This is a genomic window from Providencia sp. Marseille-Q8014, from assembly GCF_965112055.1.
This window is the reverse complement of sequence record NZ_CBCOPT010000001.1, coordinates 561,715-587,930: the sequence shown is the minus strand read 5'-3', so window position 1 is coordinate 587,930 and position 26,216 is coordinate 561,715. Positions and strand designations below refer to the sequence as shown.

23 protein-coding genes and 1 pseudogene are annotated in these 26,216 nt (G+C 40.1%); 10 read left to right on the top strand and 14 right to left on the bottom strand.

What is annotated here, in order from left to right; all coding sequences use genetic code 11:
- The first annotated feature begins 242 nt into the window (after positions 1-242).
- The gene (locus ACWPW6_RS02505; RefSeq protein WP_163860628.1) at positions 243-1,226 is read left to right on the top strand and encodes an NADPH:quinone reductase; all 984 of its coding nucleotides are present in this window, start codon (positions 243-245) and stop codon (positions 1,224-1,226) included.
- 45 nt (positions 1,227-1,271) lie between these two features.
- Here the strand turns inward: ACWPW6_RS02505 and dusA are convergent, their stop codons facing one another.
- The 7 genes from dusA to ACWPW6_RS02470 form a co-directional block, all read right to left on the bottom strand.
- Positions 1,272-2,282 (bottom strand): tRNA dihydrouridine(20/20a) synthase DusA, encoded by a 1,011-nt coding sequence (dusA, locus tag ACWPW6_RS02500; RefSeq protein WP_249999786.1) that lies wholly within the window; start codon positions 2,280-2,282, stop codon positions 1,272-1,274.
- Positions 2,283-2,794: 512 nt separating this feature from the next.
- Positions 2,795-3,439 carry a hypothetical protein gene (locus tag ACWPW6_RS02495; protein WP_249999784.1) on the bottom strand — a complete coding sequence of 215 codons (645 nt, stop codon included), beginning with the start codon at positions 3,437-3,439 and terminating at the stop codon, positions 2,795-2,797.
- A gap of 438 nt (positions 3,440-3,877) precedes the next feature.
- Positions 3,878-4,678 (bottom strand): inositol monophosphatase family protein, encoded by an 801-nt coding sequence (locus ACWPW6_RS02490; protein ID WP_247047271.1) that lies wholly within the window; start codon positions 4,676-4,678, stop codon positions 3,878-3,880.
- 92 nt (positions 4,679-4,770) lie between these two features.
- Positions 4,771-5,250, bottom strand: coding sequence for a DUF6882 domain-containing protein (locus ACWPW6_RS02485; RefSeq protein ID WP_163860625.1), 480 nt, complete (start codon positions 5,248-5,250; stop codon positions 4,771-4,773).
- A 106-nt stretch (positions 5,251-5,356) separates the two neighbouring features.
- Positions 5,357-6,292 carry a uridine-preferring nucleoside hydrolase UriH gene (gene uriH / locus ACWPW6_RS02480; RefSeq protein WP_249999781.1) on the bottom strand — a complete coding sequence of 312 codons (936 nt, stop codon included), beginning with the start codon at positions 6,290-6,292 and terminating at the stop codon, positions 5,357-5,359.
- A 104-nt stretch (positions 6,293-6,396) separates the two neighbouring features.
- Positions 6,397-8,556 carry an ornithine decarboxylase gene (locus ACWPW6_RS02475; RefSeq protein WP_249999780.1) on the bottom strand — a complete coding sequence of 720 codons (2,160 nt, stop codon included), beginning with the start codon at positions 8,554-8,556 and terminating at the stop codon, positions 6,397-6,399.
- Positions 8,557-8,827: 271 nt separating this feature from the next.
- The gene (locus ACWPW6_RS02470; protein WP_154623541.1) at positions 8,828-9,847 is read right to left on the bottom strand and encodes a mechanosensitive ion channel family protein; all 1,020 of its coding nucleotides are present in this window, start codon (positions 9,845-9,847) and stop codon (positions 8,828-8,830) included.
- Positions 9,848-10,040: 193 nt separating this feature from the next.
- Between ACWPW6_RS02470 and ACWPW6_RS02465 the strand changes: the two genes are divergently transcribed.
- Positions 10,041-10,436 (top strand): DUF2750 domain-containing protein, encoded by a 396-nt coding sequence (locus tag ACWPW6_RS02465; RefSeq protein WP_249999777.1) that lies wholly within the window; start codon positions 10,041-10,043, stop codon positions 10,434-10,436.
- Positions 10,437-10,569: 133 nt separating this feature from the next.
- On the opposite strand, the pseudogene ACWPW6_RS02460 reads toward ACWPW6_RS02465, so the two are convergent.
- The 3 genes and pseudogenes from ACWPW6_RS02460 to rbsK all read right to left on the bottom strand — a co-directional run bounded on the left by ACWPW6_RS02460 (position 10,570) and on the right by rbsK (position 13,950).
- Positions 10,570-11,585, bottom strand: a pseudogene (locus ACWPW6_RS02460) (aldose 1-epimerase family protein).
- Between the two features lie 58 nt (positions 11,586-11,643).
- The gene (gene fucP, locus ACWPW6_RS02455; protein ID WP_154623538.1) at positions 11,644-12,948 is read right to left on the bottom strand and encodes an L-fucose:H+ symporter permease; all 1,305 of its coding nucleotides are present in this window, start codon (positions 12,946-12,948) and stop codon (positions 11,644-11,646) included.
- 81 nt (positions 12,949-13,029) lie between these two features.
- The gene (gene rbsK / locus ACWPW6_RS02450; RefSeq protein ID WP_154623537.1) at positions 13,030-13,950 is read right to left on the bottom strand and encodes a ribokinase; all 921 of its coding nucleotides are present in this window, start codon (positions 13,948-13,950) and stop codon (positions 13,030-13,032) included.
- Positions 13,951-14,123: 173 nt separating this feature from the next.
- On the opposite strand from rbsK, the gene deoC reads away from it, so the two are divergent.
- On the top strand, positions 14,124-14,792 hold the full coding sequence (gene deoC / locus ACWPW6_RS02445; protein ID WP_249999775.1) for a deoxyribose-phosphate aldolase: 669 nt from the start codon (positions 14,124-14,126) through the stop codon (positions 14,790-14,792).
- 46 nt (positions 14,793-14,838) lie between these two features.
- Complete coding sequence (gene deoR / locus ACWPW6_RS02440) at positions 14,839-15,618, top strand: DNA-binding transcriptional repressor DeoR (protein WP_163860620.1); 780 nt, start codon at positions 14,839-14,841, stop codon at positions 15,616-15,618.
- A 99-nt stretch (positions 15,619-15,717) separates the two neighbouring features.
- On the opposite strand, the gene rnz is transcribed toward deoR, so the two are convergent.
- Together rnz and rtcR are read right to left on the bottom strand one after the other, a co-directional pair.
- A complete protein-coding gene (gene rnz / locus ACWPW6_RS02435) occupies positions 15,718-16,632 on the bottom strand; it encodes a ribonuclease Z (protein ID WP_249999773.1) in 915 nt (304 codons plus the stop codon).
- Between the two features lie 92 nt (positions 16,633-16,724).
- Entirely contained in the window at positions 16,725-18,305 is a 1,581-nt protein-coding gene (gene rtcR / locus ACWPW6_RS02430; protein ID WP_196713994.1) for an RNA repair transcriptional activator RtcR, read from the bottom strand.
- Between the two features lie 482 nt (positions 18,306-18,787).
- On the opposite strand from rtcR, the gene ACWPW6_RS02425 reads away from it, so the two are divergent.
- The 5 genes from ACWPW6_RS02425 to ACWPW6_RS02405 all read left to right on the top strand — a co-directional run bounded on the left by ACWPW6_RS02425 (position 18,788) and on the right by ACWPW6_RS02405 (position 23,396).
- Positions 18,788-19,906 carry a slipin family protein gene (locus ACWPW6_RS02425; protein WP_247047264.1) on the top strand — a complete coding sequence of 373 codons (1,119 nt, stop codon included), beginning with the start codon at positions 18,788-18,790 and terminating at the stop codon, positions 19,904-19,906.
- Positions 19,907-19,909: 3 nt separating this feature from the next.
- Positions 19,910-21,136 carry an RtcB family protein gene (locus tag ACWPW6_RS02420; RefSeq protein WP_163860617.1) on the top strand — a complete coding sequence of 409 codons (1,227 nt, stop codon included), beginning with the start codon at positions 19,910-19,912 and terminating at the stop codon, positions 21,134-21,136.
- Positions 21,137-21,145: 9 nt separating this feature from the next.
- Complete coding sequence (locus tag ACWPW6_RS02415) at positions 21,146-21,946, top strand: nucleotidyltransferase domain-containing protein (protein WP_249999771.1); 801 nt, start codon at positions 21,146-21,148, stop codon at positions 21,944-21,946.
- Between the two features lie 101 nt (positions 21,947-22,047).
- Complete coding sequence (locus ACWPW6_RS02410) at positions 22,048-22,746, top strand: helix-turn-helix transcriptional regulator (protein WP_154622991.1); 699 nt, start codon at positions 22,048-22,050, stop codon at positions 22,744-22,746.
- A gap of 50 nt (positions 22,747-22,796) precedes the next feature.
- Positions 22,797-23,396, top strand: a complete 600-nt coding sequence (locus ACWPW6_RS02405; RefSeq protein ID WP_163860616.1) for a glutathione S-transferase family protein — start codon at positions 22,797-22,799, stop codon at positions 23,394-23,396.
- A 56-nt stretch (positions 23,397-23,452) separates the two neighbouring features.
- Here ACWPW6_RS02405 and ACWPW6_RS02400 read toward each other — a convergent pair whose 3' ends face one another.
- Positions 23,453-23,875, bottom strand: coding sequence for a DoxX family protein (locus ACWPW6_RS02400; RefSeq protein WP_154622989.1), 423 nt, complete (start codon positions 23,873-23,875; stop codon positions 23,453-23,455).
- Between the two features lie 503 nt (positions 23,876-24,378).
- On the opposite strand from ACWPW6_RS02400, the gene ACWPW6_RS02395 reads away from it, so the two are divergent.
- Complete coding sequence (locus tag ACWPW6_RS02395; protein ID WP_154635540.1) at positions 24,379-25,428, top strand: AraC family transcriptional regulator; 1,050 nt, start codon at positions 24,379-24,381, stop codon at positions 25,426-25,428.
- Here ACWPW6_RS02395 and ACWPW6_RS02390 read toward each other — a convergent pair.
- Positions 25,416-26,204, bottom strand: a complete 789-nt coding sequence (locus ACWPW6_RS02390) for a MoaF C-terminal domain-containing protein (protein ID WP_249999770.1) — start codon at positions 26,202-26,204, stop codon at positions 25,416-25,418. The genes ACWPW6_RS02395 and ACWPW6_RS02390 overlap by 13 nt on opposite strands.
- Positions 26,205-26,216: the final 12 nt, after the last annotated feature.

Genomic DNA, 26,216 nt, shown 5'->3' with positions numbered 1-26,216 from the left:
GTTGTCCGATGAGTGATAAACCTATAATTCATACCACGAAACCATAGCGTTATTATTGAGTGATTGATATGGTAGACAAATCAGCTTCTAAATAATTCGAATATTTGTAGCCAACAAATCCAATGATTCCCGTGAAACTAGCTCACGATGGGATTAAGGAACAAAATTTGTCCGCTACACACCTCAACCAACAGATAACTTGCAAGACGACGAGTCCAATACTGTTACTATCGGAGATGATCATGGTAAAACGCATTGAATTTGTACAAAATGGTGGCCCCGAAGTTCTGAATTATACCGATTTTGAGCTAAAAGACCCTGCCGATAACGAAATTCAGATAGAAAACCATGCCATAGGTATCAACTATATTGATACCTATGTACGTAGCGGTTTATACCCTGTCGCCAATTTACCCTCAGGCCTGGGTACAGAAGCTGCGGGTATTGTGGTGAAAACCGGTTCCCAAGTAACAGGTTTTCGCCCTGGTGACCGAGTCATGTATGCTCAAGGCCCTCTCGGCGCATACAGTGAAGTTCACAATGTACCAGAACAGGCTGTTGCCCATCTACCCGATGATATTTCCTTTAATCAAGCCGCGGCATGTGGCCTAAAAGGTATGACAGTCTATTACCTACTGAACCAAACTTATCAAATCAAACGCGACGAAATCTTTTTATTCCATGCAGCAGCAGGCGGCGTTGGACTCATTGCTTGCCAATGGGCAAAAGCGCTGGGTGCCAAAATGATTGGTACGGTTGGTAGTGCGGAAAAAGCAGAACGCGCCAAAGCAGCTGGTGCGTGGGAAGTGATTAATTACCAAACTGAAGATATTGCTGCACGCGTTAAAGAAATCACCAACGGTGAAAAAGTGAATGTCGTTTATGACTCTGTCGGCCAGTCAACTTGGATTGCCTCACTCGATTCACTGAAACGCCGTGGTTTAATGGTGAGTTTTGGTAATGCATCTGGCCCAGTGACAGGCGTCAACCTAGGAATATTAAATCAAAAAGGCGGTTTGTATGTCACTCGCCCATCATTAGGGGTCTACGTCACTAATAGAGCCGAGCTAGATCAAGCCAGCCGTGCGCTGTTTGATATGATATTGAGTGGCAAACTGAACGTGGATGTACCAGAGCAACAGATTTTTGCCTTAAAAGATGTGCAAACGGCACACCGCACATTAGAGTCGAGAAAAACGCAAGGTTCTAGCCTATTGATCCCTTAATTCGCTTGATTGGGATGCCAACTGCGGTTGCCATCCCAACGCTAATTATTGATCTCGAGTAACTAATGCCAAGGCTTGTTCGACGACAGCAAGATCTGCACCTTTCTTATGTGCATTCTCACTCAAATAACGTCGCCATTGGCGAGCGCCTGGAATACCTTGGAATATCCCTAGCATATGGCGGGTAATATGTCCCAAGTAAGTGCCTCGCGACAACTCTTTTTCGATATAAGGAAACATTTGCTGAACAGCATCCACAGCATTCACCACCGGCAATTGACTATCGAATAATTGGTTATCTACCGCAGTCAAAATAGCGGGATTTTGATAGGCTTCACGTCCTACCATCACACCATCAAGGTGGCGTAAATGCTCTTTCGCTTCTTCTAGGGTTTTTATTCCACCATTAATTGCTATCGTTAACTGAGGAAAATCACGTTTTAGCTGATAAACACGCGGGTAATCCAAGGGTGGGATTTCACGATTTTCTTTTGGACTAAGGCCAGATAACCATGCTTTACGAGCGTGGATGATAAACATTTCACAGCCGCCTTTGGCTGAAACGGTCTCAATAAAGTCACACAAAAATTGGTAGCTGTCCTGCTCATCGATACCAATCCGCGTTTTCACCGTCACTGGGATCGACACCACGTCCTGCATCGCTTTGACACAATCAGCCACAAGCTGAGCATCTGCCATTAAACAAGCGCCAAAACGGCCATTCTGTACACGATCAGATGGACAACCGACATTAAGATTAATTTCATCGTAACCACGCGCTTGTGCTAACTTTGCACATTGCGCTAATGCCGCTGGGTCACTGCCGCCGAGCTGTAGTGCTACAGGTTGCTCTTCTTCACTAAATGCTAAATAATCACCTTTACCGTGAATAATAGCGCCTGTGGTGACCATTTCAGTATAGAGCAACGTATTTTTGCTCAACAAACGGTGGAAGTATCGGCAATGGCGGTCAGTCCAATCCAACATCGGCGCAACGGAAAATCTATTTATGTTCTTGTAACCTGTCATACCTTGAAAAACCTTATTTTCGGTCATTGTTGTATCTGTCTTGTATCCATGTCTTTTGTGACCTATTTAATGTGTTTTTGCTTTACCAGAACACCCGTTGAAGCCCTCTGTTTGGGAAACTCCACACCTAAATCTGCCATGGAAAATACTATAAGATAGGCGATTATAACATAGACCTCAGAATGAGAGCAGATGGTACTGTGCGATATCGCTGTTCGGTTGCTATCAAGAAGACGGCAAAAGTATTTAAACACAAGGTAGCTCTGCTACATGCATTGATACTCAATATGCCATGAGGTATAAACACACTATTTGCTATTAAAAATCTGTGCGCATATTGAATTCAACCGGTTTAATACTCTTCTATCGATGGCAGCCATAGGCCCGATAAAACATATTTTTAATATTCTAATTCATTAATAGGCCATAGACAGAGTGAAATAAATTATCACAATGCAATATAAAAAATCCCACCAATAAAAACCCAGTGAGATTTTAGATTCACACACCCTTTTTATATTAGTCGATTATTTTTTCATTTAGACTTTATTAACCTCCATAACATGTGGTATCGAATAATGCAGTTCGCTGTTGTTATTCCCAACATAAAACTCAACATACATGATATACTCTAACTTAATCGTATTTCTAGGTAAGAGATTATATCGAGTGATCATCCCAGCATAGTTAATGAAAAATGACTTCATATTTTCAGAGTATAATACGATTTTATAGTTTCCTCGTTCTACTCTTGTAATCACTTCATAGTACACAGAATCTAATTCTTTACTAATTTCGTTTACTCCATATATCTCGCCTTTCATAATGTTATCGTCTTCTGAGTCCTGATTATTATTTAAAACAGACTCACTGTCTGACAACGCCATGTGTTCTAGGAAGGCTGGCAGCTCTAGTTTAAACCCCTTAACAAGATGGTTTTGTTCTATCCGATTTGGGGAACTAAAAAACTCAACATATAGGCTAAAGAAACTATCTGGCGAAACATATTCTAATAATGACACATACAATTCGGCTATATATTTATCATCATTACTAAAAACAAGGTCAATAATTTCATCACTCTCTTCCAAAGTACATTTAACAATCACGCTTGAGTTATCTGAATTTGAATTAGTGGATTCAGTAACTTTTAAAACTTCATCAATATACCCAGACTTAATCATAATAGCCTCATTTATTTATATAACACCGATGAAAAACACAAATTAATTATAGTAGTAATTTATTTGTCGGATAGATTATAAAATAAAAAAGATAAAAACCTGTTATTATTAAAACCTAAGCATATAAAAGCAAAAAAGAGACGATTATGATGTATGATTTTTAAAATAAACTTCCTTTATCATTGATTTTCAGCCAATTAAAACTGAAGATTACATTTAGATTAAACTCATTATAATGAATTTTCGATTATTTAGTGTAGAAGAGAATAGAGTAGACGTTCATATTACAACATGTCACTTTATTAGTGACATGTTGTAAACTCATATAAATAAATTTTTATCTCTCTTATTAATTGCCAAATACGCGAATACGAGGGAATTGTTCAATATGATATTCCGCAATATAGGCGATAAACATTTATCACCATCTGCATTCACTTAAGAAACCGGTGTATTCATCAAATTCACAATGTGCTCCGCAAGCTCCGGCGTTGAAGCACTGAGTAAGCTGCCGCCAAACAACACTTTTTCACGTTCACCACTTAAGGTACAGACTTCTCCACCAGCTTCGCGAATACAGGGGATCAGCGCCGCACTATCCCAAGGCTTCATGATCGAATCAATAGCGGCATGTATACGGCCTGATGCAACCATTGCATGTTGATAAGCATCATTAGCAAAAATAAAATCACGCGCCGCTCCGACAACACGATCGAGATGATAAAGCGTTGTTCCATCTCGTGGATCGTAAGTGCTACTATGAATACCTGATGCTGAAACCACCGCATTCGCCAGCTCTTTTGGTGCGTCTTTTGCTAAGACTAGCCGTCTAGAGCTGTTACCTGTGTCTAAATAGCAGCCATCCCCTTTTGCAGCGTACATAATTGTAGAAATAGCGGGAAAGCTAATGACACCGACAATAGGCTCACCATGCTCAACATAAGCAATCAAGGTGCTAAATAACGGAACACCATAAATAAAAGCACGAGTACCATCGATAGGGTCAATAACCCAGCCCGAATCGAATGATTTACTGCCTTCAAGGCCAAATTCTTCGCCAAGAATGGGGATATTAGGGGTGCGTCGAGCGAATAATTCACGCAATTTAGATTCAACTCGCAAATCCGTTTGGGTGACAACTGAACGATCCGGCTTGTAATCAAATCGTCCAGCGCCTTGAAATGCTTCCACAGTCATCGCTGTGACCGATTTCGCCGCTTCAAGTGCTATTGCTAACATCGTGTTTATCCTCCCAAAGCATAAGACAGATCGTCATTATAACTTCCAAGAATAATTAGGGAGAGATAATCATGCTTTTTGTTACTCAATGATTATGCATTATTTTTATGGAGCTTAACTTCACCAAACGACATAAAAATTAACGTATTCCCTGCGGCACCGCGGTATACTCCTTGGCGTTCATTTAACTCACAAGCCAGTGCGGCAAATTCCCAAGCTTCGCTTTCATCGATCTGACACATGGCTTCGGTTAATTGATCATAGCCTTTGCGTTCAGCAAATTCTTGTACGGCTAAAGCATCTTGTAATAATGGTTCTTCGATCGAGCTATTCGCCCATCCCCACAGCCAATTTCCTTGGTTTTGATCATAAGTGCCGATAATTTGCACGGGGGCAACTGCCACAATATCGTCTGGCGCCTGAAAAACGATAATGCCTTCTTCTTGATCAACAGACCAACTCGCTTGATCAAGTTTCCAAGTATCACAATGAAATTGACTCTTATGTTGCAAGGCGTTCATGCTACGGGCTAGCAATATGTCATAAGGTAAGTTTTCAGCATCTTGATTCATATAAGCATTCCTAAATTACAACTTAATAACAGAAAGAAAATCATTACATAGTGATAGATTAGGCCAGCTAAACTATGGGGATTCAACATGACCTAATAGCTATTTATCACCCAATATGTTTTAAGGCATCCACCACCAGTTGCCAGAATTTAGCATGATCTAATTTTACCGCGACTTGAGTATGACAATCAGCAGGGGCAGGATGGCGGAAATCAGCAACGGTCATCCCTAAAGTTAACGTTCCTGTTAGCTCAATATCCACGGGAACAGGTTGTGTCGTCATGACGGAAGGGTCGATAACATAGGCAACAGCACAAGGGTCATGCACTGGTGGGGCATCAAAACCTTGCGCCTGTTTATACATTTTGCCAAAGAAATCGAGTAATTCGACAACAAATTGCGAACAAGGTGTGCCAACTTTAGCGATGTTTTCGATAACATCCGGCGTTGCAAGTGCTTGGTGAGTGAGGTCTAAGCCAACCATGGTGAGTGGCCATTTTTCATTAAAAACAATATGTGCGGCTTCCGGATCAATCTTAATATTAAATTCAGCCACAGGGCTCCAGTTTCCAACATGGTAACCGCCGCCCATTAACACAACTTCCTTTACCCGCTCCACAATACGCGGCTCAAGCCTTGCTGCTAATGCAATATTGGTCAGTGCCCCTGTAGGCACTAAAGTGATGGTTTTAGGAGGATGCGACATGATCAATTTTATGATCAATTCTACTGCATGACTATTTTCTAATGTTAGCGATGGTTCTGGTAATTGAGGACCATCAAGCCCTGAATCTCCATGAATATCAGGAGCAATTTCCACTTCACGTACTAATGGCCGAGGTGAACCTGCCGCAAACGGAATTCCCCGAATTTTTGCCATTTCCGCAACAGCAAGCGCATTATGAGTGACTTTTTCAAGAGTTTGATTACCCGCGACAGTAGTGACAGCCAATAAATCTATTTCAGGATTACCATAAGCCAATAACAACGCAATCGCATCGTCATGTCCCGGATCGCAATCTAGGATAATTTTCTTTGCCATACACCTTACCTTATTGAATGAAAAAGGAGCTGTTTGCTAAACAGCTCCCAATCTAACCAGCTCATCAAGTAAAATCTATGAGCCGCTACAAAATAAAGGTCATTTTATTTTAAAACATGCGCATAGACACGTTTCTGTCCATCTTCCGTTTTCGGAATATAGACACCTTGTAGCTCGGGCGCAAACCCCGGCAGTAAGTTAATTCCAGCTTCGAGCGCTTGAAAATAACGTAATACAGGCCCTTCCCAAACCTCACCCGGCACCACACACAGCACTCCCGGTGGGTAAGGTAATGCGCCTTCAACGGCAATTCGGCCTTCCAACTCACTAAGTGGAAGTAATTCCACATTGCCTCGAATAAATTCAAGGTGAGCCTGTTGTGGGTTCATTTTGACCGTAGGAAAATGTTGTCTACGGAACATCTCTTTCTGTAACTGCTTAATATTGTACTGCACACTTAATTGATGCATCTCTTGGCATAAACGGCGCAAAGTATAGCCTTGGTAATGCTCTTGATAACGCTGATAGACGGATGGCAGCACATCTTCTAATAATGCATCTTCTTCCAGTAACTGCTCAAAACGCACCAAATGCATGACTAACAAATCCAGCTTCTCTTTACTCTCTGCTGGCGTAAGCAAAAAGAGAATCGAATTCAGATCACATTTTTCAGGGATCACACCATGTTCGCGCAAAAAATGAGCCAAAATCGTCGCTGGAACCCCAAAGGATTCATAGTCGCCACTTTGAGCATCAATCCCCGGCGTCGTTAACATTAACTTGCAAGGATCAACAAAATATTGGTTTTTTGCATAACCCTCAAAGGCATGCCAACGTTCATTTGGAATAAAATTAAAGAAACGCTGCTCGGAAGCTATTTGCTCTGTTGGATAATCCTGCCATGGTTTACCATCGACCCATTCAGGCACAAACGGCCTAAAATATTGGCAATGTTTGATGATGGATTTTCTAATTTCAATACCGAGCTTAACGCACTCCATCCACATCATTTCGCCCGCATCGCCTTGATGTATACGCGCATTCACATCTAAGGAAGCAAATAACGGGTAGAACGGGCTGGTCGATGCATGCATCATAAAAGCATTATTGAGCTTTTTATGAGAAACAAAACGGTTTTGCCCTTTAATATGATTATCTTTTTTATGAATCTGCGACGCTTGTGAGAAGCCTGCTAATTGTTTATGCACGGATTGTGTCACCATAATACCTGGGTCATTTTCATTTAATTCCAGTAATAATGGCGAACATTGACGCATCATTGGAATGAATTGTTCATAACCCACCCATGCAGAGTCAAACAGAATATACTCACATAAATGGCCAATCTTATCGACAACCTGCCTTGCGTTATATACCGTGCCGTCATAGGTGCCTAACTGAATAACCGCCAAACGAAATGGTCGTTCTGCCGTGCGTTTCTCGGGCATCACTTCAGTAATCAATTCACGCAAATAATCTTCTTCAAAGCAATGTGCATCAATCCCACCAATAAACCCAAACGGATTACGTGCAGTTTCAAGGTAAATTGGCGTTGCTCCTGCCTGAATTAACGCACCATGATGGTTAGATTTATGGTTATTGCGATCAAATAACACGAGGTCTCCAGGTGTTAATAACGCGTTCAATACCACTTTATTTGATGATGATGTGCCATTGAGTACAAAATACGTTTTATCGGCATTAAAAACCGTGGCCGCAAATTTTTGCGCTTCCTTTGCGGCCCCTTCATGGATCAGCAGATCCCCCATTGCTACATCAGCATTGCACAAGTCGGTACGAAAAAGATTTTCACCGTAGAACTGATAAAATTGTTCCCCTGTCGGATGGCGACGGAAAAATTGCCCGCCTTGATGTCCAGGACAAGCGAAGGTGACATTATGACCCGCAGCATAATCCATCATTCGAGCAAAAAATGGCGGTAATAACTGCTCAAGATAGCGATTCGCGGCGTCGAGTAATTGACGGCTATTTTCGTTACGCTCAGCAGGTGCAGGAGGCAGTATTGCCGTTACATATGACGGCATCTCGATATTATCAGGAAGCTGTTTATCACTAATGATAAACAGCGGAATACTTAACTTACTATCAATAACTCTTTTCCATAGCCCTTGATTGGCATCCTGTTCAGATAGCACAACAGCAGCGATATTGTTTAACTGTGCATCGCGAATATCTACCCATTGGAATTCTCCAGTAAAATAGATAGCGACCCCCTGGCTACATGCCACATTGATTTTGTTCATAACAGTCTGGCCCTTAGTTAGCTGAGGAAAAGAGGCCGACAATATACTTGATAGAAAATCAGATTGGAATTGTCAGAACGTGCGGGAAGAATCATAAATATTATGGAGTAGATAAATTTTGATAAGCTACTGGTTAATAGCATAAAATTATTCAGGGTTATTTTTGCGCCACTGGCATTAAACGCTATAGAAAAACCACAATATCAACTAACCGACTAATATTTTTAATTTTAACCACATATTAGTCGGCCGATTTATCCAAGTTGGGAGGTTAGTTGTTTTTTTCCATATACAATGTCTGTGTAGGATAAGCAAAGTCTGCATCGTGACGTTTAACGATCTCAATGATCTTTAAATACACATCTTGCTGAGCAGCTAACCATTCCGCCCACACCGTCGTTTTCGTGAAGCAATACACCATAATGTTGAGCGATGAATCCGCGAATTCATCAAAATAAACCAATAACGTTTGCCCCGTATCAATATTGGGATCTTGCTGCAACATACTACGAATATCACTGACAATAACGCTCACTTTATCTGCATCCTCATAACGTAAACCTAATGAGGTTTTGATGCGTCGGTTAGTCATACGCCCTGGATTCTCAACACTGATTGATGAGAATAATGAGTTAGGGATATAGAGTGGTCTATGATCGAAAGTAACAATTTTTGTGATACGCCAACCAATCTCCACAACCGTACCTTCAATATTTCGGTCTGGCGAGCTGACCCAATCACCAATATTAAAAGGCCGATCAAAGTAAAGCATAATCCCAGAGAAAAAGTTACTTAGAATATCCTTACCCGCCATACCAATGGCAATGCCACCAATACCACCAAAAGCCATCAACCCCGACAAACTCATCCCAAAATGTTCGCCAAATAACAAAATCATCACGACAAAAATGGTGGTTTTAAATACTCGGGCAATAATACGTGCTGAGGTTGGGTCGCTCCCTTTTTTAATTTGCGTCTTTTCTAGCCTATTGACCAATTGAAACAGCTTGCGCACTAAAATAATGGCAATAATCGCAATAGTAATGAAATTAATCAGAGGGGTTGAAATAAAGCTTAAATGAAAATCTGTAGCCGCCATATCAACATATTGGGCAGCGACAATGACCATACTACATAGCACTGCTGTCTGGATGACATGAATAAAAATACTTTTATTTTTATGCTTATGCTTACGTTTTTTGCTTATTATCTCGAAAACAACCGCAACGGCTAAACATACCGCAATGATGGTAATGCCAATGGCATACTTTTCGAGTAATGTATCAATCATATTTCACCGCTCCGCATCGCTTTATATTCTTTTTTAATGATACCTTGTTTGTCTACTACGCTATTTTAGATAAACTCTGAGTGGATAAAACGCAGCAATAAAACCTCACTAAGATAACAATTTTGAACGTTATTTTCCTATTAATTATCAAGTTACTTTTTTAGAGCTTCCAATTCTAATATAGAGACATCTTATGTTTAGCCCAAACTCAAAAGAGATCGATAACGTCCTTGCATTGAATTTACAACAAAAGTATCGCTACTTTGTGGGAAAAATTGCCGATTGGAAGGCCGTGTGGGTACTTTTCGCGCATGATCAGATTACGACAATACACGATAACAATGGACGGTTATTACTCCCTGTTTGGCCAGCTAAAGCTTATGCACAGCGTCATCTTGATGGCAAAAAGACAAATTGCATCCCGACGCGGCTATCACTAGAACATTTTATGACAGAGATATTACCGGATATGGATGGCGCGAATATGACAGTCGCGATCATGATGGATCCGCAATGTAAAACATATGTCATCGCTGAACCCAAAACACTGCTACAAGATCTGATCGAAGAGTGTGAGCAATATGAATGATAACGATCATGCCACTTTTATTGCCACTATCGATCTGACTTTTATTGATTGATTATCAGTGGCCTTATCAAAGCTCCCCCACTTGAATCTTCAACAACAGGCAGTTTTTAAGCTGCCTGCCATGTAATGAAGATTATTGCTCAACACCGGTGGTTACCGTAAATTGTCGTTTTTCACCAGCACCTAACCAAATCAACGTGTGATTATTCTTTGCCGCTAAAAAGCCTTCAGGCCGGCAAGTCGCGGGTAACACAAAGGCACCAACTTTCTGATCGCCATTGTAAAGGATCCAGCGAGTGGCAAAATTAAGCTCAGAAGAATGAAAGCGGGTCACAAAACTCACCCCCTCTTTCGAGGTCATACGGAACTCCGGTTGTGAGGTGTACTGCGCTAAGTTATCCATAAAAAAGACTATTTCAGGATCACACATATTCGGTTGATCAAGCTGATTGAGTGTGACCGCGCCCGATTTTAAAGCTTGATTAAATTCCAGCCACTGCGGTGTTGGATTCACATGCCCAGGAATTGATTCTCGTAACGTCATTGCACTTTCCGGAATATTTTGACTCAGTTGGGCGTTATCCACATAGGCATAGTTCATATGACACATATATTGTAGAGGCATCGCTACTGAAGCCAAATTAGTCACCGACATGTTAATCTCAAATAACGCACTGTTTGCGTTTAAAGTCACAGAAGGCTCGGCAAGATAATGGTGACCAAATCCCATAACATATTCATAGTCACCACACACCCGCACACTATCATGCGATAACGATAACCAAGCGCGATCCATTGCGGCACAAGGCATTTCGCCATGTAATGGATGATTATCTTCTGGAGATGGGCAGCCATTGCTAATTAAACCTGAATGAAAAGCAAAGCAACCATATGTTTCTACTACGGTTTTAACTGGTTTTGGCTCTGAAAACATATTATCCATTTTCAGATTATGTCCACAAAATTCGGCATCCCAGATCATCTGACCTAGGAAAGGTAAATTGTTAGATATCCTTGTGAATTCTCAACTCGAAGCCCTTCAACACCCGATGCATAACGAAATGCACTGACCGTAAATTGATTATTTTTTATGATAAGGCTTGCTCTATCCGTAAATAAGCTTTTGTGAAGCGGAATAATTGTGTTCATTTTCATACTCACGGTTAAATTAAAGGAATGAGGCAGGCTTAACCTGCCTCAAAATAACTTATTCAGCTTGTTTTGCTTTAAAGCGGCGTTCACCCACAAAATAGATACCGACATAGATAAAGCACAACATAGAAACTAAGAAAGAGAGTTGTAATGAGTGCAATACATCCGCCACATAGCCTTGAACCGCAGGTACAAATGCAGCACCGACTATTGCCATAACAATGACAGCACCCGCCATTTCAGTATGCTCGTTATCAACGGTATCTAACGTTCCCGCATAAATGGTTGCCCAACAAGGTCCAAAGAGAATACTCACCAATACCGCTGCGTACACTGCGGTGAAACTTGGGACAAAGGCCACATACGCTAGGAATAGAGCCCCAATCACTGAATAAATAATCAATACTTTTTCAGCGTTAAACCGAGTCATTAAGATATTTGCTACAAATTTACCGATAAAGAAGCAGGCAAAACTGTAAACCATGAAGTTAGACGCATCACGTTCATTAATATCGCCCATTTCCAGCGCAAGACGAATGGTGAATGACCAGACAGCGACTTGCATACCAACATATAAAAACTGTGCGATAATCCCTTTTCTGAAACGGCTATTTTTAGCGAGATATTTCAACGTCTCTAATGCGGAAGGTCGTTTGTGATCTTTAGTCTCAGCCACTTTACATTTTGGGAATTTCGTTAGCAGGAATAAAATCATCACAATCACTAGCACCATAATCATATAACGATAAGGTTCTAGTGTATTTTCTAGCATTTCCAAACGGAATTGATGTACTTGTTCAGGATTCATATTGGCCATTTGGCTTTGTAGGCTTTCCCCTTCAGAGAACACCAAATACTTACCTAATAAAATACCGCCAGCAGCCCCAATCGGATAGAAAGTTTGGCTGATATTTAAACGTAATGTTGCATACTGTTTTGGACCAATCATTGAACTATAAGTATTCGCTGCGGTTTCTAAGAAACTCAAACCAATTGCTATTGCAAAGATTGCAGCTAAAAACATGGTATAAGTTGCCATATGTGAAGCAGGAAAGAACATCGAGCAACCAGCAATATATAAGATCAAACCAACCATAATGGCATATTTATAACTGGTTTTTTTAATTACTAATGAAGCAGGAATGGCAATTAAAAAATAACCGCCATAGAAAGCACTTTGTACCAAAGCAGAGGCAAAGTTACTTAATTCAAAAACGCTTTTAAACTGTGTAATCAGAATATCATTAAGTGCCGCTGCACACCCCCATAACGGGAAAAGGCAGGACAGTAGGATAAATTGGAATATAGGAGTCCGACTCAGGTAGCCATCAGGCAACTGAGTGATATTTTTGATGTTCATAGTAACCCTTATTTTTATTATTAATATCCGCTGAATTGCGGCTCTACGGCCGCATTTAACATCGAGGGATATTGTTTTCTATTAACTATTAAGTTGAACAAACTCTGTAAATTGCTCAATGCTAGGGTAAGAAGATTGGGTACCTTTACCTGTTACACTAAATGCAGAAAACATCACCGCTTTTTTTAATGCTTCGGCGACATTACCTGTGTGCACATAGTAGTGAGAGAAACAACCAATAAAGGCATCACCGGCTCCGCTGGTATCCACCGCATTGACTTTAATCGCGGGGATCAATAACTCATTGTCACGCGTCATCCATAGCGCCCCTTTATCGCCCAATGTGACAATCAGATTTTTTAATCCTTTATCTAATAAAGACTGCGCTGCACGACGAATATTTTCCATCGTATCAACAGGCATATTTGTCAAAATTTCCAGTTCAGTTTCATTAGGTACAAAGAAGTCACAACGACAAGCAAAATCAAGATCTAACGTGCGTTGTGCTGGTGCAGGATTTAGCAATACCGGTATATTATGCTTATTACCGAATGCGATCGCGTGATAAACCGTTTCTAATTGCACTTCAAGCTGCAATACGATTAACTTACATTTTTTCAGATCTTCTGCGGCGCGCTCAATATCCTCTGGAGATAAAAACTTATTTGCTCCTTTTACAATAAGAATGCTATTCGCAGAATTTGGATTCACGAAAATAGGTGCCACACCACTCGAAGTGCAAGGCACTTTTTCAACATAGCGTGTATTTATGCCATAAGACTCAAGATTGCGAATGGTATTATCTGCAAAAATATCATCGCCTACTTTTGTTAACATTATGACTTTTGAATTAAGTTTCGCAGCAGCAACCGCCTGATTGGCACCTTTACCACCACAGCCAATTTTAAATGCAGGCGCTTCCAAGGTTTCGCCCTCTTTTGGCATCTGATCAGTGTAAGTGATCAGATCGACCATATTTGAACCTATAACTGCTATATCCATAATGTCCCTCGTGTTAAATAAATCACATAATGATATGATAATAACATTATCATGTTGCATAAATATCATTTGTGATTAAGATCTCGAATAACGAATGACCAAGTGTTATATCCGCCACATTTTTTCATTCATTGTTATTGACTCCATATTTATTCTTAATAGGAAACATTTAAATGAAAAACTTAGCACAATATATCGATCATACACTGTTAGCGGCTAACGCTACTGTTAGTGATATCAAACAGCTCTGTGCTGAAGCTGCTGAACATCACTTTGCTTCTGTTTGTGTGAATACAGGCTATGTGCCTTTAGCCAGCGAATGCCTAAAAAATAGCGATGTTATGGTTTGTTGTGTGGTAGGCTTTCCGCTGGGTGCATGCTTAACCGAAGCGAAAGCCTTCGAAGCGGCTGAAGCCGTTCGTCGTGGAGCAAATGAAGTTGATATGGTGATCAACGTTGGTATGCTAAAGAGTGGTGATCTTGAGTTCGTTCGTCAAGATATTGCTGCTGTGTTAGCCGCTTGTGGTGATGCGACATTGAAAGTCATTTTAGAGACTTGCTTGTTAACCGATGAAGAAATTATCCAAGTTTGTGAAATTTGCCGCACATTGAAAGTTGGTTTTGTGAAAACCTCAACAGGTTTCAGTACAATGGGAGCCACAGAACACCATGTCGCATTAATGCGTAAAGTCGTTGGTGATGAAATTGGTGTAAAAGCATCTGGCGGTGTACGTGATCGAGAAACCGCAGAAAAAATGATCAAAGCCGGAGCCAGTCGTGTTGGCGCAAGTGCCAGTGTCGCGATTGTTTCGGGAGATAATGTAACCTCAAGTGGGTACTAAACGATGGGGCGCGGCAGGCCCGCGCCGATTAAAAAAGGATTGCTCGGTGATAGAAACAAAACAAAAAGAACGCCTCCGCCGTTTGAGTGAATGCATCAAACGCTCAGGTAGAATTCACCTTAAAGAAGCGGCCAGAATACTTGAAGTCTCTGAAATGACGATTCGCCGTGACCTTAATGCCGATACCGAAGGGCCTATCCCGATGTCGTTACTTGGCGGCTATATCGTTTCTGTTACTCAGCCATCCTCACTGACCTCAAAAGATCCACAAGCCGATATCTTTACCCCCGACCAAACTGAAGAGCTGTATATTCCTAACTTAGCGGCTAGCATGGTGTCAGAAGACGATGTGATCTTTTTCGATAATGGTATCGAAATGGCGACACTAATCTCCTTAATTCCTGAAGATATCAGCTTTACAGGCATTTGTTATTCTCATAACGTTTTTCTGGCATTAAGTCAGAAAAAAAATGCGACTGCTCTGCTATGTGGCGGAGAATATCGTCCAAAAAGTGATTCCTTTTATAATCCTACTCAGCCATCCATCCTTGATTCCATAAACCCCAAAAAAGCCTTTATCTCAGCGGCGGGTATACACAGTACCTATGGTGTCACGTGCTATAACTTAGATGATTTGCCCATGAAGAAAAAAGCGATGGAAAAATCGATCCGTAAAATCTTACTAGCAACATACAACTTGTTTGATGAGGTAGCGACGGCGAATATGGGCGATCTCTCGCAATTTGATGTGATTATCACGAATCGCCCACTCTCTGACGAGTATGAAACCTATTGCCGCAATGGATTTGTGAAGGTTATTTACTAACTTTGCGACTCTCTATTGCTTATGTCGCTTTTAGCGACTGTCGTCGACCCGCCATTTTTGCGAGTCGACATCATCGATATTTTGTAGATGACTTACTCATTAAATTTTAATCGTTAAATAATCCGATGCCATCTCTGTATTAGGGAAAATAGCCTGACATTCTGCCAACAACATCGGCACATCTTCAGTGCTATAACGTCCACTAATGTGAGTTGCAATAAAACGTTTTACGTTGGCCGCTTGCGCAACCAATGCCGCTTGCCCTGTCGTACAATGGCCGCGCTCATTGGCTTTTTCTTGGTACGCATTTTCTAACGTCGTTTCATGCACCATCACATCGGCATCTTTTGCAAGTAATACCGCCTGCTCTGTTGGCACCGTATCACCAAAAAGCGCTATCACCTTACCGGGTTTGGGTTCCCCCAAATAGTCAGCCCCCTTTATTGTACGCCCATCTTCTAATTGGACCGTTTCACCAGCTTTCAAAGCTTGCATCCATGGTCCGCGGGGAATGTTATCTTGAGCGAGTTTTTCTGTATTCAATGCGCCTTTTTTTGCATGTTCTTCAATACGATAGCCATAACATTCAACACGATGATTTAACGCGTATGCAGTCACAATCAACTCGCCATCATCGAACAGTTGTCCAGCCTCTATCTCAACAATGTCTAACGGATAAGTTAAATACGAGCCACTTATGGTGAGCGCCGTTTCAACATACTGTTTTAACCCTTTCGGACCGTATAAGGTTAACAAGTCTGTCGATCCTCCCATTGAACGGCTGCATAACAACCCTGGCAAACCGAAAATATGATCCCCATGCAGATGAGTAATAAAAATTTTCTCAATTCTTGGCGCCTTAAATACGCTATTAAGAATACGGTGTTGGGTACCCTCACCACAATCAAACAGCCAATATGTCTTACGAATGCCCGTTAAATTTAATAGCATACTGGTAACATTACGCTCTTTTGTCGGCACTCCAGCACTAGTGCCAAGAAAAGTTAACTCCATAATTTAATTCCTTATACTTAATGACTTTATTATTTTTATAAAAATGATATCTAAACATATCGCTAACGATTTCATTAAGTTAACAGATTCTCTTAATGATTTTTCACTTTATCCCAATCCAATCCGAAGCGAGCCAAATATTTACGCAGCCTATCTGCATCATTTGGTTGCTTTTTCTGTAGTCTCGAGACAGAAAACAACATTCGGCCAGCCTCCGATAAACTCGATGAGCGATAGCATACCTCCAACACGGTAGCTAACTGCGGCTGCTCGAACAGATCGATTTCACCTATTTCCGGCGGGAGAGCATGCGTTGTTTTCGTTCCCCATAGCGATTTCAAGCGTATAATTTCTTCATCGACAACCTCTTTTGTGATACGCCCACGCTCTGCGAAAGTCGCCATACGGTTAATGGAGGCGCCCAATTCTCGGAAATTCCCTCGCCATAATGCCGAGGGGGAATTGGCAAATTTCAAATATAACTGTCGAGCTTCACGATCAAAACGAATTTGGCTTTGTGCTTCCCGACTGAATTTTATCAATTCATAATCTATGTTTGGTTCAATATCTTCACGACGATCCGCTAAACCTGGTAGCGTGAAAGTCCACATATTAATACGTGCAAATAAATCTTCGCGAAACTTCCCCTCTTCCACCCATTGCGCAAGGTTGCGGTGGGTTCCCGCAATAAGCTGAAAATCACTCTCAACTTCCTCATCAGAACCGTACGGAAAAAAACTTTTCTCTTCGATCGCTTTCAATAACATCGCTTGTTCATCAAGCCCTAATTCGGCGATTTCATCTAAAAACAAAATACCGCCATCCGCTTCCTTGAGTAAGCCGCGACGGGGATTGATAGCACCGGTAAATGCGCCTTTGATATGTCCAAATAACGTTGACATCGCATTATCACCACGCAAAGTCGCACAGTTGACCTCAACGAAACGCCCTTTTACGTGATGACGACTTTCACGTAATTGGTAAATACGCCGAGCCAAAAAAGACTTTCCTGCTCCCGTTGGACCATTCAATAAGATGGGAGCTTTAGAGCGTAATGCCACCCGTTCGATTTGTGCAATCATGGCATTAAATTTGGCATTACGCGTCGCGATACCCGATTTCAAAAAAGAAACCTGAGCTTGCTGTTCTTTCTGAAATCGATTAGTGATATCCGTATAGCGGCTTAGGTCAAGGTCAATAATCGTATAAATACCCGCTGGATTTTTCTCTCCTCCCGCCTGTGATGGTGAGGTTTGTAATAATTTAGCGGGTAGGTAATGAGCTTCTGTTAGCAGAAACCAACAAATCTGTACCACGTGAGTACCTGTCGTGATATGAACCAAATACTCTTCTTTCTCTGTGTCAAAATGGTAGTTTGCAGAAAAATCTAAGAGTGAGGTATACACTTCTTCGAAATCCCACGGATCCGCAATATCAATTTCGCGCAAAATCACTTCAGTCTGTGGCGATGCTTGCTCAATATCCTCTTTAACACGATGTGCCATCGTATAGTCATTCACCTGATGAATTAACTCAAAACGATGAATATTCAAATCCGCTTGCTGACATAACCCAACCGTTGGTCGCCACTTCGTCCAGCGATTCGCTCTTTTGCCTCGTCGGTCAAGAACGGTACCCAACACGCCAATAACTACTTTACGTTTTCCACTCATATAATTTATATAAATTTATAAAAGACGATAAAAAAAGATAATAAATAGCATAGGTCATTTTGTGTTAAAAAAATATCCAAACCTCACACTTAATATAAAAACATTTATATATCATGATGATACAAATATTTTTCAATCAAAATAAAAAGTTGGCACGCTTATCGCAATATTAACCCTATCCGCTGCCGGAAATTGTCAGAACTACGGTTCTACCCGTGCAGACATGGTGACTCAATGATGTCACTACATGGTCTGTATGCTGCCGCCAGTAAGATAATAACTTCATGATAGTTAAACCTGTTCCTTCCAAGAACACATACTGACATACGTTATCTTTGTAATTAAGCAAGCACCAGCATCCGAGCGTTTTATCGGGTAACGGGCAGAAATTTAGACAACCCTTTGGTGGTGCTCTACCTTTCCCCCCGTGACTTCATCTCTCTCTCCGATGATGGTTAATTTGAATCATAAAAGGACACATAATGAAAAAAATAACAGTGGCACAAGGACAAATCGCATTAACCGAAAAAAACGGTAATTTTCAGCATATTTTGATGGCAGGTGAACATAAAATTCATGACTGGTTTAATAAAGTGGCAGTCACCGTATACACACTCAATCATGAGCCTATTGATGAGAAATTAGCGGAGCATTTACGCCAGTATCACCCTGAATGGGTTGCCGAATATTGCATAGATATTAATTTATTAGACAACGAAATCGCTTTTTTATATCTGCATAATAATCTGAGCGAAATTTTAGCGCCAGCAACACGCCGTTTATATTGGAAAGTCTCGGACACCTTGCGTGTCGAGACTCAACAAACGGGAGAAATTGTCATCCCACAAATGCTAATGAACCGTTTAAATACCAAAAAACGTATTCAAGGCAGAGAGCTTACTTTACTTGTGCAGATTCCTGCATGGCATGTAGGCGTATTAAAAATTGATGGTGTCGTGGAGACACTTTTACCGCCTGGCAAATATGGCTATTGGTGTATTGAACACACGCCAGAAGTGGAAGTGATTGATACGCGTTTACTTGCACTGGACGTTAGCGGACAAGAAATTCTGACCAAAGATAAGGTCACGTTGCGTATCAATTTGTCTGCCAACTGGCGCTATAGCGATATTTTACTCGCATACGCAAAATTAAGTCAGCCTGTTGATTATTTATATCGTGAACTGCAATTTGCACTACGAGAAATCATTGGTACACGTTCATTAGATGAGTTACTGGAAAACAAACAACTCATCGATGAATTGATGCTACAGCAGATCACACACTGTGTGACGGAATTCGGCTTAACCGTCGAGAGTATCGGGGTAAAAGACATCATTTTACCGGGCGATATGCGAACAATTTTATCGCAAGTCGTCGAAGCAGAAAAAGCGGCTCAAGCGAACGTGATCCGCCGCCGCGAAGAAACGGCCGCAACACGTTCACTACTTAATACGGCAAAAGTGATGGAAAATAATCCTATCGCATTGCGTTTAAAAGAACTCGAAACATTAGAAAGCATCGCGCACCGTATCGACCAGATTTCCGTTTATGGTGGATTAGATCAGGTATTAAACGGACTGGTAAAAATTAAGGAATAAATAATGGTTAGTAATCATGTAAACAACATCATTTTGGAAAACAGTGCCCCTGTCAAAATGTGGACTCACGGAGTCCCCGTTGACCCAAAAGCAATCACACAATTACAAAACACGGCGAAAATGCCATTTATCTTTAAACATTTAGCTGTAATGCCGGATGTACATGTTGGAAAAGGTTCAACTATCGGTAGTGTTATCCCAACGAAAGGGGCCATTATCCCTGCTGCCGTGGGTGTCGATATTGGCTGCGGAATGATAGCGGTACGTACATCACTAACGGCTGCTGACCTTCCCGATAACTTACAGAATATTCGTTTTGCCATTGAAGCTGCGGTACCACATGGGCGAACCACCCAGCGGCACGGTCGTGATAAAGGTGCATGGCATCAAGTTCCTCAGATTGTTGATCAACATTGGGCGCATCTGGATGAAGAATTTAAACGTTTATGTGATAAGTACCCCAAACTACGTGCGACTAACCATTACAAGCATTTAGGAACATTGGGAACGGGTAATCACTTTATTGAGCTGTGTTTGGATGAACAAGATCGCGTGTGGGTGATGTTACATAGCGGATCGCGTGGAGTGGGTAATGCGATTGGTAACCTGTTTATCTCGTTAGCGCAAAAAGATATGCAGCAACATATTGCCAATCTACCAGATCGTGACTTGGCTTATTTTAAGGAAGGCAGTCAACACTTTAATGATTACATGAACGCTGTGGGTTGGGCACAAGATTTCGCTCGTCATAACCGCGAAGTGATGATGCACCGCGTATTAGAAGCTCTTTCAAAAGAAATTACGAAGCCTTTTACGACACAGCAAGAAGCCGTTAACTGCCACCATAACTATGTGCAGAAAGAACAACATTTTGGTGAAGAAATTCTGGTTACACGTAAAGGCGCAGTGTCCGCACAAAAGGGGCAAATGGGGATTATTCCTGGATCAATGGGAGCGAAAAGCTTCATTGTACGTGGATTAGGTAATGAAGAAAGTTTCTGTTCTTGTAGCCACGGTGCTGGCCGTGTGATGAGTCGCACTGAAGCCAAAAAGCGTTACTCCGTGACTGACCAAAAAATAGCAACTGCCCATGTTGAATGTCGAAAAGATAGTGATGTGATTGATGAAATTCCTATGGCATACAAGGATATTGATGCTGTGATGGCAGCGCAATCCTCATTAGTAGAAATCGTACATACACTACGCCAAGTTGTGTGTGTTAAAGGATAGGAGGGCTTAATGGAACATGACAGCATAACGCCATTAATGCAGGATCGAATACGACAAACATTAACACAGATAGAAAAAACGCAACGAATAAAAATACTTTACGCTTGTGAATCAGGAAGTCGCGGATGGGGCTTTGCCTCACGCGACAGCGATTATGATGTCAGATTTATCTATGTTCATCAATTAGATTGGTATTTAACACTTGATAGAAAGCGTGACGTGATTGAAAGACCTATCGATGATGAACTGGATGTGGCCGGTTGGGAATTATCAAAAGCCTTAAAACTAATGCGTAATTCTAACCCTGCGTTAATTGAATGGCTACATTCGCCTATTGTTTACCAAAAAGACGCGCTATTTATGCAGCAATGTGAACAATTAGCCTCAAAATTCTATTCGCCATTGAAAGCGCGTTACCACTATTTATCTATCGCAAAACGTAACTGGCGAGAAGACTTTAAAGAGGAAACAATACGACTAAAGAAATACTTTTATATATTAAGAGCGGTGCTGGCATTACGTTGGATTGAGCACTCAAAAATGATGCCGCCCATGGCATTTTCACAGTTAGTGCAAACAACGGTGACAGACCATGCGGTGCTAGCTGAAATTGAGCAGTTATTGGTAATGAAACAACATGCTGATGAAAGCCGATATGGTCCACATCGACCAGCTATCGATAGATTGATAACTGAAACGATTGAAAAATCAGAAAAACTCAATCTTCCTGAGCCTTATTACCGTGATAGTCATTTATTGGATGATTTTTTACAAAAAACCATCTTAGCAAATGATATAAAATGGGAGTAACCTTTTAAATAGCGGCAAAATCAACTTGCCGCTATTTTTCCCCTATCACTCTGCCCATCAATGTTATAATCTCCCCACCCAATGAGTAAATCGAGTAACAGATGACCCGCACACAACGCTTATTGACTTTATTGCAAATATTAAAAGAAAGCCGCTACCCAATTACGGCGGAGTCTCTGGCTTGCCAATTACAAATTAGCATTAGGTCGATATACCGTGATATTGATGAATTACGCAGCCAAGGTGCAGAAATAACAGGCGAAACAGGGATTGGTTATCAATTAAAATCAGGGTTATTACTGCCTCCTTTAATGTTCGATGAAAATGAACTCGAAGCACTGACACTCGGTTTACGTTGGGTACAAAATAATGCCGATGACGAACTGAAATTATCGGCAATACGCACACTTGATAAAATCAATTCAATAGTTAAACCGAATTCAAAAAGCATTCTCAATCAAACAACCTTATTTGCGCCAACAACCCAAGTGACGGCTATTGATAATGTGATGGCAAAAAATCTAAGGCGTAGCTTACGAAAAGAAATAAAAGCGCAAATTGAATATCAAGACGGAAGTGGACAGTTAAGTCACAGGGTTATCTGGCCGATCGCGATTGGCTATATGAAAGAAACCCAAGTGCTTGCTGCTTGGTGTGAACTAAGGCAAAGCTATCGCCATTTTCGTTTAGATAGGATCCAATCCTATACCGCACTTGATGATAAATATCCCTACCCGAAACATTATTTATTTGAACAATGGAAAAAAGAAGTGCTATGCATGACTACTGACAAAATCTGACAGTAACCTACCTTATGATGGCATCTCTACTTAATCATAAGGAACAATTCATGAGCTCACTAACTCTGTACACAAACTCCATGTCACGCGGAAATACTGTCGACCTTTTATTTAAATTATTAGCAGTGCCTTATAAGCGAGTTGAGCTTAATTATGGCGAACAAATGCATACGGCTGAATATCTTGCACTTAATCCGATGGGAAAGGTACCTACGTTAGTTGATGGTGACAATGTTATTACAGAAACCGCGGCCATTTGTGTTTATTTGGCAGATAAGTTTATCGAAAAAGGGTTAGCTCCCGCATTGAATTCCCCACAACGTGCCATTTATTACCGCTGGTTCTTTTTTACAGCAGGGCCAATTGAAGCTGCATTTACAGCCCATATGACAGGATTAGTACTCGATGAAGAACAGCAAAAAATGTCAGGTTTTGGTTCACTCAAACGCGTTATGGACTGTTTAGCTACAGGAATTGCAGATGCGTCCCCTTATATTTGTGGAGAACAATTAACTGCCATCGATGTATATGTGGGGTCTTTCCTATTATTCTTACAAAAACAGAGCATTATTGAGCTAACTGACAGTATGGAGCACTATTTAAAAACGCTAAAATCTCACCAAGAATTTGCCGAAAGAATGACACAATAAAATGACCTACCATTGGCCATCCTGACAGATGGCCATATATTTATAGGCGATTAAACTTAACGCCAATTCGCATTTTTCATAATAGAAAACTTTCCTGCTCCCATCAATGCAAGCGCAATCGAACCCACAAAGAAATACACAATACTTTCAATTGCCCATGCACCTGTTCTATCCAGCAAGAATGTCTTATCTAGACCGACCATTAACCAAGCAATAAACATTGTAAAGGCAACAAGTAATGCTGACGGACGAGTTAATATCCCTAAAATAATAAAAATAGGTGCGACAACTTCACCTAAAATAGTGCCATAGGCAATGTACTCAGGTAAGCCATATGAGGCAAGCATAACCTTAATGCCACTGGCCCCTGTTAATAATTTACTCATGCCGTGAAATAGCATTAATCCACCAATCGTCATACGCAATAATAATTTTCCAGCATCATCATGTGCCAGTAAGCGATTAATAAACCCCATCATCTGCACGTCCTCAAGTAATAATATTTATCATAACGACTGACTATGACCGACTTAAAACGAATATTAAAAAAGACTTGTATATTTAATTGTTATATTAGTATCGTGTTTATTCAAAATTGTTACTAATACTTTCGGGGTATAAGAAAGGAGATTTCCCACTAATTTAGATATAACTAAAACAAATTCAAGGTGATAGTTTTTACTCGTTATTATTAAATTAAAACTTGAACGACCTATTTGGATTGTCAAAATAAGAGATGGCTCATCCTATTATTAATACTAAAATATGCCTTTATTAAACATGGCTGATTATTATTAATAAATATTTATATTTACGTTTTCTATCAATATAAAGCAGAATGATTTAATTTATCAATAAGATATTACAGTGATATAATTTTATTGCTATTTGATTATTAACATGTAATTTTATTATCTAAATAGGGATATGCATGTTAATTAACCATCATCAAGGTCGCATCTCATTTATACGAGGCATAAATATGAAAAATAATGCATCTCACTTCTCTCATTCATATATACACCAATTAAAATTATCTAAAATTATGAGTTACTTGCAATCCATTAACATCCCTTTTTCATATAGGTCAAAAGTAATATTTAATAAATTTAAGCTATTAAAAATAACAGAAGTTGCACCTATTCAAGTTTATAATGAATTTTTACACTTAATTGCCCATGAAACTAAAGATCCGCAATGGTGTGCAAAGGCAGGCATTTCAAGAACTCATGATTGCTATTCGCCAATAAGTGAACTTTTCATGTCTGCTAAAACTTTGCATGAAGCCTTAATTGAGCTTAATAAATACACTGATTTGTTCCAAGGGAAGACTCATACCAGTATTGTTATTGAAAATAAAAAAGTATTTGTTAACTATGAAGTCAGTATATTTAAACCTGATTACTATAAGTTTGACATCGAATATACTTTATTTAGATTAGTTAGCCAATTAAGGGAACGACTTGGAAAAAATTGGATACCCGATTCGTTCCACTTTCAATATAGCTTAAGTAAAAAAGACAAGGAAAATCTAAAGAAAATTATCCCAACTCGTTATGAAGATAATGCTAGGTTTAATGGTATATCATTTGATGAACATTGGCTAAATGATAATTTAAACCAAAAAACGCCAGATGAAACTTTCATATTTTTCATGAAAAATCACTTAGATAAACTTAAACACTCAAGTTGCATGCCTGATTCAATGAGTATCAAAGTTCAAAATATTATTTATCAATATATTTTGGTGGAGAAAGATCTTTCATTGTCATGGGTGGCCTCAAAATTGTATATCTCCCCTAGGACATTACAACGTAAACTCGCTAAAGAAAGTATCAATTACTCTGATATCCTAGACAAAATCCGCTGTGATATCTCCATTGATAAACTTACTGAAGAAAATATTAGAATCGATAGCCTAGCAGAATTACTAGGCTATACCGATAGCGCTGCATTTTCAAAAGCATTCAAGCGATGGACAGGTTACCCGCCACTCCAATACATTAAGAAGAATAACAATCACAAAGCATGATGATTATAGTCATCAAGCCTTTTATTGATCTTTTTCATATGCGCACCAATTGGGATGCTAAACCATTGTTCATCTGTATAGCCAATGGCGAACCCTGTGTTTCTCATTAATTTAAAATCTAACACTAAAATAATCGCAACATCGACAGCCAATTCTCTAAATCCAAGCAAATAAACATCATCTTTAATTTTCAGATATGTTGCTTGGTCACAATCACACTCACCATGCCTGACTCCCCCATAAATATGGTAAGCGTACCATTGGCTATTAATATAAATATGCTCAACTGCCGTGCTATCACTATACTCATTAAGAATATGCAAACCAAGTAGATCACGAGTTTCTGTCGGTGCAGCAGTATATAAATTATCGCCAATGATCTTTCCGAGATGATAGTTTTGCTCAAACCTAGGCGTTATTTTTTTACTTGGTTGATATTGAGAACTCAATAAAATCACATTACTATTGTTAAGGTCTAAAACTAAAATTGAATGTGCAAAATCGATATTTCCTTTTGATAGTTCAATTAAAAATACGTTCTCTGCAACTTCAGTCAAATCGCTAATCTTTTGGTTTTTGCTATCGATATAATCACTCAAAAAAACACTATTCGTTATGATCCTATCACGCTCATCAATACGGAAATAGAAGTTTTCATTATTTAAATACAAGTTAAATTCAACATTAATGATTTTATAACTCCTCTTTATTCTATTTATTTTTAATTCTTTAGCGAAAGCATCAAATGATGTATCTGAAACTATCTGATCAGCCATATTATCACCTAT